Raw genomic sequence first — 14599 nt, 5'->3', positions numbered from 1 at the left:
AGGGGGGTCAAGGAACCGCGCCGCGCTGCGGCATCCGCCCCCGAGACCTATCGACGAAGCGCCGGAACCGCCGCCCGAAGCACGCGCGCGACGAGCGGCGCGGCGAAGAGGAGCAGCACCCACAGCATGCCGACCGACGGCACCAGATACGCCAGGACGCCGGCCACGACGAGCGTGACGAGCACGCTGATCGATCGGGTCAGGCCGATCTGGTCGGCCCCGCCCTCGGCCATGAGCGACGGATGCCGTCCGAGCTCGAGGTCGATGAGGAGCATCGCCGCGGTCGTGACGAACATCGTGCCGATGTAGACGGCGTCGAAGCTGCCGTCCCGGCTCGACTGCGCGGACACCGCGTTCGCCGCGAACGGCAGGAACACGATGCTCGCCAGCCACAGCATGTTCGCCCAGATGAGCGGCGACGAGTAGTCGCGGACGAGTTCGAACACCCGGTGGTGGATCACCCAGAAGCGACCGATCACGGCGAAGGTGACGATGAACGCGACGAAGGCGCCCGAGTGCTCGGCCGCGAACTCCCCGAACGTCGCACCGCCGATGTCGCCCGCCAGGTCGACGAGCGGGAGGATCAGGATCGTGATCGCGATCGCGACGGTCGCGTCGGAGAAGTTCACGAGGCGATCGAGCCCCCGCTCGGTGCGTGTGCTCACCCATCGCCCCCTCGTCGTCGCGCCGGGTGCGACGCACCCGGGCATCCTGTGCGTCTCGGCGTCGCCGGTCGTTCCGAAGCTCACGCTATCGCGTCGATGCCGCAGCGGTCAGGAGGGCAGCCGCTCGTTTCTTGTCCCGCGCGCGCTCGCGAAGGCGCCTCGGATACGGGAAAAGCTCCTGAGAACCGGTGGTTCTCAGGAGCTCTTGGTGGATCTGAGGGGACTCGAACCCCTGACCCCCTGACAGTTTCGCAGCTCGGCTCGAGCGCACCTGTTTGGTTGTGAATGCCGGTAATTATAAGGGCAAGAGGGGTGATCCGGCTGCGCGGAGGTGGCCGATGATTGCCGTCTAATGCGGGTGTTTGCGGATGAAAACAGCCCCAAAACAGCCCCTGGCTTGGCGAGTCCGCGCCGGTTGGCCGGCCTTCCGCCATGTGGCTAGGCCTGCGTCATCGACCGCTCAGAGGGTAGTCGCTCGAGCGACTCGAACTAAGAACAGCTGAGAGCTCCCGGAGCGTCTCTGCCAGCCACCGAAATCGGCGAAAATCCGCGTGTTTCTGCGGATCTCATGGGGTAGAGTCTACCGAACGATCCTCGTGTCGGCGGGGGGCTTCTGGTACTTCTGAGGGGTTTTTGGTGTTGCTTTTGGTAACGGCCACCGGGGACGCCAGATCATTCGCAAACAAGCAAACAAACGAGCGAGCCGCGACGACTATCCCTAGCCTTGCGTGGCTCCCGGACTTCAGCTTGATGCACTGCATCTGACGTCACGGGACGAGTTGCGAGATCCTTGGCGTCCCGACACGCCCGGTTGCATTGCCCCACGCCGTACTACTGCGAATCGGTACGCAGAGCGACCGCCCTATGAAGCGCGAGCCAGGATCGCGCGCACCCTTGGCCCTGCTTGTGCAATTGGAAGGTCTCCGAACCCGCCCGGGCGGTCAGAGTTGAACTCTCTTATGTTCGCGTTCGCGCCCGCTTGCAGCAGCAGATTCACCAACACGACGTTGTCCTCTCCTGCCGCGAAATGCAGAGCGGTGGTGCCAAGGCTGGTCCGCCGGTTCACGTCCGCGCCAGCTGCGATCAACCGCGCTGCACCTGCAGTGTCGCCTCGCTGAGCAAGCATGTGAAGTGTCGTATGGATCAGCACACTTCCATTTGGGAAGACGATTGCGTTCGGAGCGTCGACATCCGCCCCGAATGCAATGAGTGCTGCCGCAGCCTCCACTCGACTGTCGATGAACGCTGTGAGCAATGGAGTTTCCCAGTGTCGGAGCTGATCTCCATAGGAGATCAGGCCAACACCGTCGATGGGCGCACCCTGGCGAACCCAGCTAGCAATGCCCGAAGACGCTGATTCAGCATGCAGCCCCCACTGCTGCCCCGATGCAGCGAATGCCTCAGTGATCAACGACCGGGAAGCAAACGACTGTTGGCTAGCCCTCGCAGCGTCAATCGATGCATACTGCCGAGCGATCCTGCGAGCTTCTTCTGCAGGGCCCAATGCATCCACAGCCGACGCATCCTTCACCTTCACGGATGAAGCGACCCGGTCGGACCGGACAGCGTGATCATCTTTGATCGCCGACTCGATCGCCCAGGCAAGTGTCGCTACGACAGCAGTTGTCCCGCCCACGAACACGATGTGCAGAGGAAGCTCGGCATTGGGAAACAGCTTTGCACTCGCCAGCGCACTCACGAGAAAGGCCACCGTTCCGGCGACCACTGCGATCACGGAACGTCCTTCATGGCCGCGCCTCCGGGAATCTGCTCAACCATTCCCCTGCCCCTTCAAGTACTCATACAACATCGCTGGCAGCGCCTTGCTCAGCTCGGCGTACAGCCCGGCATCGCCGTACACGTCGTCCACGATCTGCGGCGTCTCGTTCCGAGTCCCGAGCATGGCCTTGTTAAACGCCTTCACGAGCGCCGGCGATTCGGCGAACTGCTCGGGAGTGTTCGCGCCGGCCTGCTCGACCAGCTCGATATCGATCGCGAGCCGCCCGAGCACCCCGCCGATGGTGATGTCCACGGCACCGGGCGCATACTTGTCGCCGAATCGCTCGTTGAGTTTCGCGATGATCGCCTCGAGCGCCGACCGGTGCTTCTCGTGCACTGCGCCCGACCCGATCGCCGAGATCGGGTCGAGACCGGGTCCCTGACCGAGCTTGAGCTGTACTGACTCCCCCGCGCTGATCTGCACACCGACGAGCGACACCTTCGAGATGTCCACCGGGTCGTCGTATGTCGCGGTCGACAGCTGTGGCAGAATCCGCCGGAAGAAGTAGTGCCGACGCGGCAGATCGGTGTCCTCGAGGTTCCGGGCTTGCGAGATGAAGTCGTAGAACTTCACGAACTGAGCAATGTCCGCCTTGAGCAGCTTCAGCTCGTCCTGCTCGGCTTTGTCACCGTCGAGCACGGCCGACACCCAGCGCGTTGAGAATCGTGACACGGCCGGTGCGGTCGCCGACGAAACCTTCGAGTTGGCGTTTGGCCCGCCCATCAGCGCGGCATCGAACGCCTGCTCGACCTCCTGCATCGTGTAGATCCCTGCGGAGTCCAGCTTGCCGACCAGGTCGTAGATGAGGTTCGGGTCGGTCAGCGCGGTCAGCTGCGCCCCGCGGAAGTACGGAAGGAATGCATCCAGCACATCGCCCGGCTCGTTCACGAAGTCGAGCACGAACGTCTTCTCTTTACCCGGGTACGTCCGGTTCAGCCGCGACAGCGTCTGCACCGCCTGCACCCCACCGAGCCGCTTGTCGACATACATAGCGACTAGCCGCGGCTGGTCGAATCCGGTCTGGAACTTCTCCGCGACGATCATCACGTTGTAGGTCGACGGCTTGAACGCCTCCGCGAGATCCGACGTGTGCAGCCCCGGGTTCTGCGTCTTTTCAGTCAGCCCCTCGCCGACATCCTCAGGGTCGTCGACCGTCCCCGAGAACGCGACGAGCGCCCGCACCCCCTGCACCTGCGAGGCCGCGAGGTACTGGTCGAGGTACTTCTTCCACCGCACCGCTTCCTTCCGCGACCCGGTGACGACCATCGCCTTCGCCTTGCCGTCGAGCTCCGACTGCACGTACGTGCGGAAGTGATCGACGACGATCTTCGCCTTCTGGCTGATGTTCGTCGGGTGCAGTCGCACATACTGCACGAGCGCCTTCACCGCGGTCGATTCGTCGACCTCGTCGAGCCCGTCGTAGTCGGCGCCGGGATGCTGCAACTGCCACGCGACCTTGTACGGCGTGTAATTCGCCAGGACGTCGAGGATGAACCCCTCCTCGATTGCCTGCTGCATCGAATACAGGTCGAACGGCTCTGGCGTCGCCGCCGAACCATCAAGGCCAGCGGATGCCGCGGCCGCCTCACTCGCGTTGGGCACACGCCCGAACAGCTCGAGTGTCTTCGCCTTCGGCGTCGCGGTGAACGCGAAGTACGAGATGTTCGGCGCCTTCGCCGTGACTTCCATCGCCCACTGCAGGTACGCGTCCGAGTCAATCGGCGCCCCCTCGGCAACCGCCGCTTGCTCGGCCGGCGAGAGCACCTTCGTCAACGCTCCAGCCGTCGACCCGGTCTGCGAGGAATGCGCCTCGTCCGCGATCACTGCGAACCGGCGCCCCTGGAGCTCGGGCAGGGTCTGGATCGCGGTGATCAGCGCCTCGAACGACTGGATCGTCACGATCACGATGTGCTTGCCGCCCGTGAGCGCGCCGGCGAGTTGCTTCGACTTCGACTCCCCGCCGTCCCGCGTGATCGACTGCACCACGCCGGCCTGCTTCTCGAACTGCGAGATCGCATCCTGCAATTGCTTGTCGAGCACTGTGCGATCGGTCACCACCACGACCGTGTCGAACACCCGCTCGTTCGCGTCATCGTGCAGTTGCGAGAGCCGATGCGCGAGCCACGAGATCGAGTTCGTCTTCCCCGACCCCGCGGAATGCTGCACCAGGTACCGGTTGCCCGGACCCTCGACGCGCGCCGCCGCGACAAGTCGGGTCACGGCACGCCACTGGTGGTACCGCGGGAACAGCACCTTCTCGGTCGTCGTCTTCTTCCCGGTATCGGGGTCGACGTCGACCTCGACCTGCAGGTGCACGAACGATCCGAGCAGAGACAGCCACGTGTCGCACTGCAGGATCTCCTCCCAGAAGTACGACGACGCCGACCCGCTCGGGTTCACCGGGTTGCCCGCGCCCTGGTCGTGCCCGCGGTTGAACGGGAGGAACCGCGTGTTCGCGCCGGCGAGCTTCGTCGTCATCCGCACCTCGGAGTTCGACACCACGAAATGCACCAGCGACCGCTTCGCGAACGCGAACAGCGGCTCCCCCGCCGGCGACCGATCGAACCGGTACTGCTCGACGGCGTTCTCGATGGGCTGCGTGAAGTCCGTCTTCAGCTCGATCGTCGACACCGGGATGCCGTTGACGAACAGCACCAGATCCAACGCCTTGTTCGGATGCTTCGCCGAGTAGTGCACTTGCCGCATCACCCGCACGCGCATCTTCGCGTACGCCTCGAGCGTCGCCGGGTTGTTCGTCGTCGCCGGCCGAAACTGCGCCAACCGGAACTTCACCGCCCCACCCGACAACGGCACCACCGTGAAGCCCTCATGCAGGACTCGAATCGTCCCACCGTTCTTCCACGGATCATTGTCGAGCGCCTTCGCAAGACGTTCGAGGATGCCGCGTACCGCCGCCGCACGCTGCGGCTCAGTGTCGGCGGGTCGCACGACCTTCGCGAACTCATCAGGCAGCGTATCCTCGAGCCACCCCAGCACGTCCTCCGGGTAGAGCGCGAGCTCCCGGTCGTAGCCGGCGTCCGTCGGCGAATAGAGCCAGCCGTTCGCGGCGAGGTGCTCGGCGATCTCGGTCTCGAGGACGGACTCGAGGTGTGCGCCCGACGGTCCAGTCATGCGACCACTCCCACGTCGATCTTCCCGGTTACTGCGGCCGAGATGAGTGCCGAGCGGCGCTCGCGAGCGAGTTCCACGGACTGTCTTGCGACGCCGATGGCCGCATCCGCGGCGCCAATCTCGGCCTCGATGTACTCAACAATCCGGTGCTGCTCAGCAATCGGCGGGACAAAGATCGGCGCCGCATTCAGCGTGTCCTGATTCACCTTGGGCATCGCGACGCGCATCGAGCGCTCGGTTGCCCATTCAGTGAACCACTTGCCGAGCATCTGCCATCGCAAGAAGCGGTTGGCGAGGACTGATTCTGTTCGAGTCGTGATCGCATACATGTCAGCGCTGCAGAGGCAGTCCCCGGGGGCGATTACGGCCTTGGCCAATGCCGGGCGGATCTTCGAGTAGATGACATCGCCGGCCCGAACGGGATACTTCCCGCTCTCGGCAGATTGCTCAGTCGCCGCGACGAGTTCTAGTAGCCGTCCCGTCTTGGATTCGATGTGATTCGGCGCGATGAGCGCCCACTCTTCGAACCTTGCGTCGTCGGGCTTCAAGAGTCCGCCCCGAATCCGTGCCACGCGCGAGAAGCGCTCGATCGTCCACGTCGTGGGCAATCGTCCGAGCGTCTCAAGTGATGTCGCGGTCATCTCGACCTCCGGGTCGAGTCCCTGAACAACAACGCGGGAAACGGTCGCGGCGCGGCGTTCGGTGAGGAGGGCGATGAGTTCCTCGTTCTTCGCGATGAACGCATCGATCTGCGCCGTCTCCCGATCCAGATAGTCCGCAATCGCCCGCTGCTCGTCGAGCGGGGGGACCGCGATCGGTGCGGCCTTGATCGCAGTAGAAGTCATGCTCGGCAGCGCCGTGTCGGTCGCCCAAGCACCGAAAGGCAAGGTTGTGGCCCAGTAGTAGGCGAATCGGGGAACGAGCGCTGTCTTGTCGATGATGCTGTAGAACATCGTGTCGACTGTCCAGAACTTCCCTGACACGTAGAGCGGACGATCGATGGTTCCCTTGCGTCCGAACAGCACAGACTCTCCGTCGAAGAGATACTTCGAGGCGCGCCGGAACTCTCCGCCCGATCCGTAGACCGGGTATCCGCCTTCTTCTAGCTCCACGGAGCTATAGTCGGCACCGTTTCCAATTCGAGCGAACCGGCTGAACTTGGTCTGAACCCAGTGTTCAGGCACAGGGAAAGTCACCGCTCGACCTCCACGAGCATGGCCCGGAGCTGGTCCATGACGGCGTCGAGGTCGCGGTCGATCTCCTCAAGCGAGCGCGGCGGCACGTACTCATAGAAGTGGCGGGTGAAGGGGATCTCCGCGCCTTCTTTGGTCTTTGTATGGTCGATCCACGCGTCGGGTGCGTACGGCAGCACGTCGCGGGCGAAGTAGGCGTCGACATCCTCGTTCCACGGCACGATCTCGGTGTCGCGCAGCGAGGCATCCGGCAGCGGCTTGCTCTTCGAGTCCGCGATGAGTGCGCCGTTCTCGTCCGCAACTGCGAATGCCTTGGCGATCGCGGTGACAGCGGCAGTCGAGACATCCGCGTTGATGCTTTCTGCTGCGTCGATGACTCGCGCGCGGAAGCCCCGCTCGGTGCGCTCTTCCCAGCTACCCGCGAGCTGGCTGAGCAGCTGGTCGAGCTCGCCTGCCGAACCGCCGAACGGCTTGAGCGCGCGCTTTCGTGCCGTCTCGAAGGCGTCCTCGGTCGGTCGCCAGACCTGCTTGAGGGGGCGTTCGACGGTGATGGTTCGATAGAGGAAGTCCTCGTTGCGGAAGATCTTCGAGTGCTCGCCGGCCTCGAAGCCGGCGTAGAGGCCAACGATGTCCTCGATGTTCTTCGGGGAGAGTTCGTTGCGCTTGGAGCCGAGGCCCTTGCGAAGCTTGACGAACATCTCGCGGCCGTCGATGAGCTGCACGCGGCCCTCGCGGTCATCCGTCTTGCGGTTGCTCAGCACCCAGATGTACGTCGAGATGCCGGTGTTGTAGAACATGTCCTTCGGCAGGCCGATGATCGCTTCGACGAGATCGTTGTCGAGCAGCCACTTGCGGATATTCGACTCGCCGCCGCCGGCGCCACCGGAGAACAGCGGTGACCCGTTCAGCACGATCGCCATACGCGAGCCGCCGTCTTCGGGCTTACGCATCTTCGAGACCAAGTGAAGCAGGAACAACATCGCGCCGTCGCTGACAGTCGGTGTGCCAGGGCCGAAGCGGCCGTTGAAGCCGAGCTTCAAGTGCTCGTCCTCGACGAACGCGCGCTGGTCCTTCCAGTCGACGCCGAACGGCGGGTTCGAGAGCCCGTAGTCGAATTTCTTCTCGTCGAAGTGGTCTTCGGTGAGGGTGTCGCCGAGCCGGATGTTGTCGACATCCTGCCCCTTGATCACCATGTCGGCCTTGCAGATCGCGTACGAGCCGTCGTTGATGTCCTGCCCGTACAGGCTGAGCTGGATGCCCGGGTTCACCGAATGCAGGTACTCGTCGGCGACCGAGAGCATGCCCCCTGTGCCGGCGGTCGGGTCGTAGATCGAGCGGACCGTGCCAGGCTTCGTCAGCGCATCGTCGTCGAGCGCGAACAGCAGCTGCACCATCAGCGCGATCACCTCGCGCGGCGTGTAGTGGTCACCGGCGGTCTCGTTCGACTTCTCGTTCGCCCACCGGATGAGCTCCTCGAACACGAGCCCCATCTGGATGTTGCTCACGACACTCGGGTGGAGGTTCGCCTGCGCGAACTTCTCGGTCACCGCGAAGAGCTTGTTCTTCTCGGCAAGCTTGTTCAGCGACTTGTCGAACTCGAACCGCTCGAAGATGTCCCGCACGTTCTCGGAGAAGCCCGCGAGGTAGGAGGCGAAGTTTTCACGGAGGTCGGCCGGGTCAGCAACAAGCTTCGCCATCGTGAACTTGCTCGTGTTGTAGAACTCGTGTCCGGATGCCTCGCGCAGCTGGAGGTCGCGGATCTTCTCTGGGAGCGATTCGGGCTGCGCGGCGGCCGTCTCGAGCACTTGCTCCTTCGTGCTCGCCAGCACTGCGTCGAGGCGGCGCAGCACGGTGAACGGCAACACCACCGACCCGTACTCGGAAGGCTTAAACGGGCCGCGAAGGGATTCGGCGATGTTCCAGATGAAGGAGACGTGGTTCACCACAGGTAGGGCACTCCTGGTCGGGTCGATGCTGACGCGCGACGAAGGATGCGCCGCTGCTGTTCATCATTCCGCACCGACGCGGGTTGGGCAGGGAAGCCATGGCACCAGAACTGGGGTCAGGCTTTCACGGTCAGGCGACTTCCTTCTGGTTTTCTAGCCGCGATGATGAGACCCGTGCCGCGCCCGACTCCCCTCCTCGCACTCCTCGCCGTCGCTGTTCCGCTCGTCCTTGTGGGATGCAGTAGCTATGGCTCGAGCTCGTACTCCTCACCCCAATCCGAGGTGAGCTGCGATGAGATGCTCGATGCACTGGTCGCCCATGAGCGCTCAGAGTCGACCGAGGATGTGAACGACGAGTATGCGTGGATGAGCGGCAACTGCGGCGCCACGTACGGAGTGCTGATCGACTACGCCTCTGCGAGACGCCAGGTAGACCGATTGGGTGTCAGAGAGTGCAGTGACCTCGCTGAGTACATCTCGCTGGATGCCATCCGACTGCTCTCCGAGGACGGGCTGTGCTCCGACAGTCTTGATGCCGCAGCAGCGTCGCCTGATGCCCCGGCGCCACAGCAGCCCGGAGGCGGAATCTCGTGGAATGAAGCCGTCGATTACGCCGGAACAACCCAGCGTGTCTGTGGGCCGCTGGCCGGCGGCGGCAACGACTACGACGACGTCTTCCTCAACCTCGGGCGCGACTATCCCGATCCTGAGCGCTTCCAGATCGTCATCTGGGACATCGGCGGTCTCGAGCCCATCGACGGAGGGAAGACGCTCTGCACCGAGGGGCTCATCACCCTCTACAACGGAGTCGCGCAGATCGAGCTCTACGACCCGAGCGTGATTGAGATCTACGGGTAGGTGCGCCGCCGAAGCAAAACCTCGAGCGTGCGTGCAGCCACGACTCATCCGATAGCCTCAAGCAACCTCCGACCGCGGGAAGCCGATCGGGTGCCCTCTGACACCGAAGCCCGCCAGCTGAAGATTCCACGATGATGATCCTGCAGAACCAGCCGAGAATCCCGGGCGATGAGCGCGCGCGCCAACAGTTCTATGGCCTCGATCCCCAGATCGAGACGTCTCTAGCCGCTTTGAAGGCGCGACTGATCGAGCTCGCTCGAGCCGTGGAACGGGCACTCGACCGGTCGGCCGCGTCGCTCAGATCCCAGTTGGACTCGGCAGAGGATGTTGCGATACGCGACGCGGTCCTCGCCCCTCTGACCGATGCGACCCACCGCGTCGCCGAGGCTCGTCGACTACTGCTCGGTCGTGATGTGGATCGCCCATTCCGGATTGTCCTGATGGGGCGGACGATGGCGGGCAAGAGCACCTTGTTTGAGTTTCTGACGGGCGGGGACGGTGCGAGCGTCGGCCGCGGAGGCCAGCGCACCACCCGTGAGTCACACATCGGGACGGTGCTCGGCCACGACATCGAGATCGTTGACACGCCCGGAGTCGGCGCGATGGATGGGGACGCGGACTATGCGGAAGCATTCAGCCAAGTGGCCGACTCAGATTTGATCCTTTGGGTCGCGACCAACGAAGCGACGCAGGAACGAACTGGCCGCGCGTTGGAGCAACTCGCCGACTACGGCAAACCGATACTTGTGGCCCTGAACTGCCTCCGGGACGTCACGGACCAGCTGGACCTGCTCGATCTGTTGGAGGAGCCGGACTTCGTCTTCGGCGGCGACACTCTCGGCAACCTGAAGCCGATTGACCGCCACCTCGCACGGGCCGGCGGCCGCTACATCTCGGCAGTGATGATTCACGCCCAAGCCGCGCTGATGTCTCAGTCCAGCGATCTGACTTCCGACGACGCGAGCGACATACGGCTAGCAAGTCGCGTCGGACACCTTCTCACCGAGATCGGTGTCCAGAAGGACCGAACTGCCGACGCTCGACGCGTAGCGAGTATCGGGGACTTCATCCGTCGGGAACTGCTGGACGCCGCAAGCACAACCGCCACGGTGACGAAGACCGTGCGCATGATGCTCGATACCGCCCGAGGAAGCCTCGACGACTTCGTGAGGCGCGCAGATCGTCGCGTCGATGACGCGCACAACGAACTCATGGCCGCGTTCTCAGTGGCGCTCTCACGTCGAGAGCGTTGGATCGAGCGGGTCGACGTCAGCCTCAGCGAGGCGAAGATCAACGCCGCGTGGGCCAGCGAGATGGGACTGCTGAAGGAAGAGATCAGTGCCGACGTCGACCATGCTGGCCGACGTCTGGAGCGAGATCTCAATCAGATCGCATTCGACGTCGCCGATGACTGGTCGCACCTCGCCGTCGGCGAGTTCCAGGAACTCGGAGGGCGGGGCGCGATCTGGGGCAATCGCCTGGTGAAGGTTGGGGGAAGATTCGCAACCGCGGTCGGTACGACCGTTCTTGGCGCGAAGATAGGCGCACTGGCGGGCACTGCTTTGGGCCCAGGCTTGGGCAACGCAATCGGGCTCGTCCTTGGCGCGATCGTCGGTCTCCTCACAGGACTGCTCGGCTTGAGCCGTGGCATCGACTGGGTCAGTGACAAGGTCTTCCGAAGCGCCGCCGACGTTCGCAAACGGCGAAGAGAGAACGTGCATGACCAGCTGTCTCCGCTCCTGGTTCAAGTCAATGAGCAGTTGGCGCAGGCAGGCGAGGTGGTCCGTGCCACGTGGCAGCGGGCAGTCGAGCAGGAGGCAGCACGACACTCGGTCCGGATTGACATGCTTGAGCAGGCCGAGCGCACCCTCCAGCACACCATGACGATGGAGCTCGAGCCCGTGCTGGCTGAAGTCGATACCGAGATCGCGCGCGATCTCCTGCGAATCATGGGCCGCGGGAGGGCGGCCTCAGCACTGATACGCGCCACTCGTTGGCGTGGTGCAGGCATCGCTGTGGAGCTCCCCGAGCCTGAGTTCAGTGAGCTGGTGCTCTTCCCGGTTCCGGAGGATGCCGAGCGTGTACTGCCCACAGCAGCATCCGCAGTGTCGTCCACCAGCGCCATCCAGCTGGTTCGGAACCTGTCGGATGGTGTGGTGACGGTCCGAGAGTGGACGGACTTGCAGGTGAGAGTCGAACTCACACATCCGCTGGCGCTCGGAGCCCAAGAAGCATGGCAGGCCTTGGCCTGGGCTCACACAGGAGTCAGATTAAGCATCAGTGAGCACATCGAAGGAGGCGCATTGTGACGAAGGTTCTCATCCATGAACTGCCAGGACAATCGGAACGTCTGCTCACACGGCTTCAAGCCGTACTGGGTGAAGCATCGGGCAGCGCGGCCACAGGGTTGCTCGCGCGCGCTACGATCCATCAAGCCGAGAAGCCGCGTATGGTTCTCACCGGCCAGTACAGCAGTGGTAAGTCGAGTCTCATTCGGGCACTGACCGATGGTGCGGTGGAGCCGCTCATCGACGCGGATATCGCCACAGGCGAAGTCACCGAATACGACTGGGACGGCGCAGTTATGCTCGTCGACACACCTGGCGTCCAATCTGGTCTCCGTAGTCACGATGAACTCGCGATGGATGCCATCGGCAACGCAGATTTCATCTTGTTCGTCGTCACGGTCAGCCTCTTCGACGATGCTTCCCGCGACTTCCTCCGTCGCTTGGCCACCGGACTTCGGTTGCATGGGCAGATGATCGTGGTCATTACACAGACGAGCAAACGCGCCGCAGAGGCGGGCGTGAGACAACAGGCCGTCCAAGATGCGCTAGGGACGGCAACCTTCAACTTGCCCATCGTCGAGGTCGACTCGGTCGATTACATGCGAAGCCTCGAGGGTGGCAGCCGCGCCGACGCGTTCAGGCAGCGGTCCCGCATCGACAGCCTGCGGGCGATGATCAACCAGGTGAGCGCTGAACGAGGCGAGCTCGCTCGGCTGCGCCAGCCGGTGCACCTGATCCGACAGCTCTGCGATGAGGCGCAAGAGCTGTTCACGCCCGATGACACGTCTCGCGCTGCCCTCGCGCTGCTTGCCGCGCAGAGCCGTGCCATCTCGCAGCGGCGCTTCATGCTCGATCAGGGCTTCGCACGCGCGGATGCCGAATTCAAGCAGGGTTGTCTCGTGGACGTCGTCGGATTCGTGGACGCCGCTTCGACGCTCCCGGACGACCAAACCGCTGCTCGCGAGATACTCGCTGGCGCAGAGGCTCGTCTCATCGAGTCTCTCGAACGTCACGCGACGGATTTCGCCGGGCGGATTAACAGGCTCACCGACTCCGAGCTCGACACGTTGTCCGAGGAGCTGCTGGATATTGGTGATAGCAATCGACTCGGCCTCCTACTCCGGCCAACGGGCGCGGTCTCGCTCGATGCTCCCGATCAAGTCCACTCCGGTGATTCAACTTCAGCTGCCCAAGCGACGGCACCGCTCGCGGTGGATTGGCAGAAGATCGGCGACCTCATCAAGCGCGGACAGGGCTGGTGGGGCGCTGGCGACGGACTGCGCGAGGCTTCAGGCTCACTCGGACACAAGCTCGTCAAGAACGTCGGCCACACGTTCGGCTACAAGTTCAAGCCATGGCAGGCGCTGAAGATCGCAGACAAGATCGGCAAAGCCGCGAAGGTCGGTGGCTTCGTCATCTCGGCCGGGACGGCAGGCTACGAAGTCTGGAAGAACGAGCGCGAAGCGCGGGCCGCACAGATCCAAGGCGAACGCCAGCGCTCCGCACTCGTCACCGAAATCATGGGTCACGCCGATAAGATCGCATCCGATGCGCGTCGTGAGCTGGCCGCCATCGTCGATCCGCCGCTCGACGAACTCCTAGATGAGATTCGCGCGGCGCAGGACGAGATCTTGAGCGCTGACAACGCCCGCACGTCGGCTGCTGACGAGCTTCGCGCGATCGCCGATGAGGCGAACCGGCTCCTATCGGGGAGCTATGCAGATGAAGTCGCCTAATCCGCTCCATGGTGGCCACACCAAGGCATCTCCGAACCCGCACTCCTTCACGAGCGGCACGCAGAAGGCGATCTTCCGACTCGCGCGTGGCACGTGTTACTTCCCGGGCTGCTCGCGCGAGATCCTTACGTACGAGAGCGCCGAGCCACTCGTCGATGTGCAGATCGCACACATCGCTGCTGCGGAGCCTGGTGGACCGCGTTACGACTCGTCAAAGACTGATGAAGAGCGTCGATCGATCGACAATCTCATCCTGCTATGCCAGGCGCACCACAACCTAGTCGACAAGGTTCGGCCCGGAGATTTTTCTGTGGACGAATTACGACGATGGAAGTCTGACAGTGAGGATCCCGGGCTGCGGTCTGCGCTTCTGGATGCCTCCGTCAATGACACCAATCTGGAGCAGATCCTGATGGCGATTGCCTCTGCCGTATCGCCCACTCGCAACGCGATCGTCGAGTTGTCTGCGGCGGTTCTCAGCGGCAACCAAGCTCTCACGGCGCCTGTTCAGGGCTTCGCGGAAGTCTTTGGCCCGAGCATCGAACTCAACGATTGGGGGCTAGCGCTCGTAATCTCCGTGCGGAACAAGGGACTACTCGACATCGTGGTTGAGTCGGTCGCCCTCCATTGGTCGCTCGACGGAGTAGGTTCACCCGCGATCTTCTATCCGCCCGTGAACGCCCGCGCAGACCGCCTACCGCACCGCGTCGAGGATGGAGAAGCAGGCCACTGGCCGATCGCGGCTGCGAATATTCGCGGCAACGTGCAGGCTTTGCAGAACGCGACGAGCATCGTCAGCGTCACGGCCATGGTGACGCTCTCATCCGGTGAACAGTTCGAGAGCCCGTCGATGCTGTTCGATGATCTCGTTCGCGCCGGATTCGGTATCTCGCAGCATCCGCCAGCTTAGGCTCGGTCTCTGTGGGCGCGTTTCTGCGTCTTGCGCGTCCCGCAAGTATCGAACCATTCCATCTTCCTTGGGCGAGAGAACGGTAGAGCAT

General features: G+C 63.5%; 9 protein-coding genes and 1 pseudogene. 4 read left to right on the top strand and 6 right to left on the bottom strand.

Going from position 1 to position 14599, the window contains the following annotated elements; genetic code table 11:
• Positions 1-47 precede the first annotated feature (47 nt).
• The 6 genes and pseudogenes from GQQ92_RS03885 to GQQ92_RS03865 form a co-directional block, all read right to left on the bottom strand.
• Complete coding sequence (locus GQQ92_RS03885; protein WP_232057472.1) at positions 48-665, bottom strand: TMEM175 family protein; 618 nt, start codon at positions 663-665, stop codon at positions 48-50.
• A gap of 862 nt (positions 666-1527) precedes the next feature.
• Entirely contained in the window at positions 1528-2400 is an 873-nt protein-coding gene (locus tag GQQ92_RS03880) for an ankyrin repeat domain-containing protein (protein WP_156997871.1), read from the bottom strand.
• 36 nt (positions 2401-2436) lie between these two features.
• Positions 2437-4761, bottom strand: coding sequence for a DEAD/DEAH box helicase family protein (locus GQQ92_RS03875; protein ID WP_232057471.1), 2325 nt, complete (start codon positions 4759-4761; stop codon positions 2437-2439).
• 195 nt (positions 4762-4956) lie between these two features.
• Positions 4957-5151, bottom strand: a pseudogene (locus GQQ92_RS16985) (type I restriction endonuclease); the annotation flags it as partial.
• A 422-nt stretch (positions 5152-5573) separates the two neighbouring features.
• The gene (locus GQQ92_RS03870; protein WP_197738054.1) at positions 5574-6761 is read right to left on the bottom strand and encodes a restriction endonuclease subunit S; all 1188 of its coding nucleotides are present in this window, start codon (positions 6759-6761) and stop codon (positions 5574-5576) included.
• Positions 6762-6769: 8 nt separating this feature from the next.
• Positions 6770-8713 (bottom strand): type I restriction-modification system subunit M, encoded by a 1944-nt coding sequence (locus tag GQQ92_RS03865; protein WP_308206782.1) that lies wholly within the window; start codon positions 8711-8713, stop codon positions 6770-6772.
• Positions 8714-9013: 300 nt separating this feature from the next.
• Here GQQ92_RS03865 and GQQ92_RS03860 point away from each other — a divergent pair, with 300 nt between their 5' ends.
• From GQQ92_RS03860 to GQQ92_RS03845, 4 genes are all read left to right on the top strand, one after another.
• A complete protein-coding gene (locus GQQ92_RS03860; protein WP_156997867.1) occupies positions 9014-9574 on the top strand; it encodes a hypothetical protein in 561 nt (186 codons plus the stop codon).
• 131 nt (positions 9575-9705) lie between these two features.
• On the top strand, positions 9706-11883 hold the full coding sequence (locus GQQ92_RS03855) for a GTPase (protein ID WP_156997866.1): 2178 nt from the start codon (positions 9706-9708) through the stop codon (positions 11881-11883).
• A complete protein-coding gene (locus GQQ92_RS03850; RefSeq protein WP_156997865.1) occupies positions 11880-13598 on the top strand; it encodes a GTPase in 1719 nt (572 codons plus the stop codon). Before GQQ92_RS03855 ends, GQQ92_RS03850 begins: the two co-directional genes overlap by 4 nt.
• Complete coding sequence (locus GQQ92_RS03845; protein WP_156997864.1) at positions 13579-14508, top strand: hypothetical protein; 930 nt, start codon at positions 13579-13581, stop codon at positions 14506-14508. Before GQQ92_RS03850 ends, GQQ92_RS03845 begins: the two co-directional genes overlap by 20 nt.
• The last annotated feature ends 91 nt before the right edge of the window (positions 14509-14599 follow it).

The organism is Agromyces terreus (assembly GCF_009749465.1).
GTDB lineage: Bacteria > Actinomycetota > Actinomycetes > Actinomycetales > Microbacteriaceae > Agromyces > Agromyces terreus.
The sequence above is the reverse complement of the archived record's forward strand: the minus strand, read 5'-3'. Positions and strand labels throughout refer to the sequence as shown.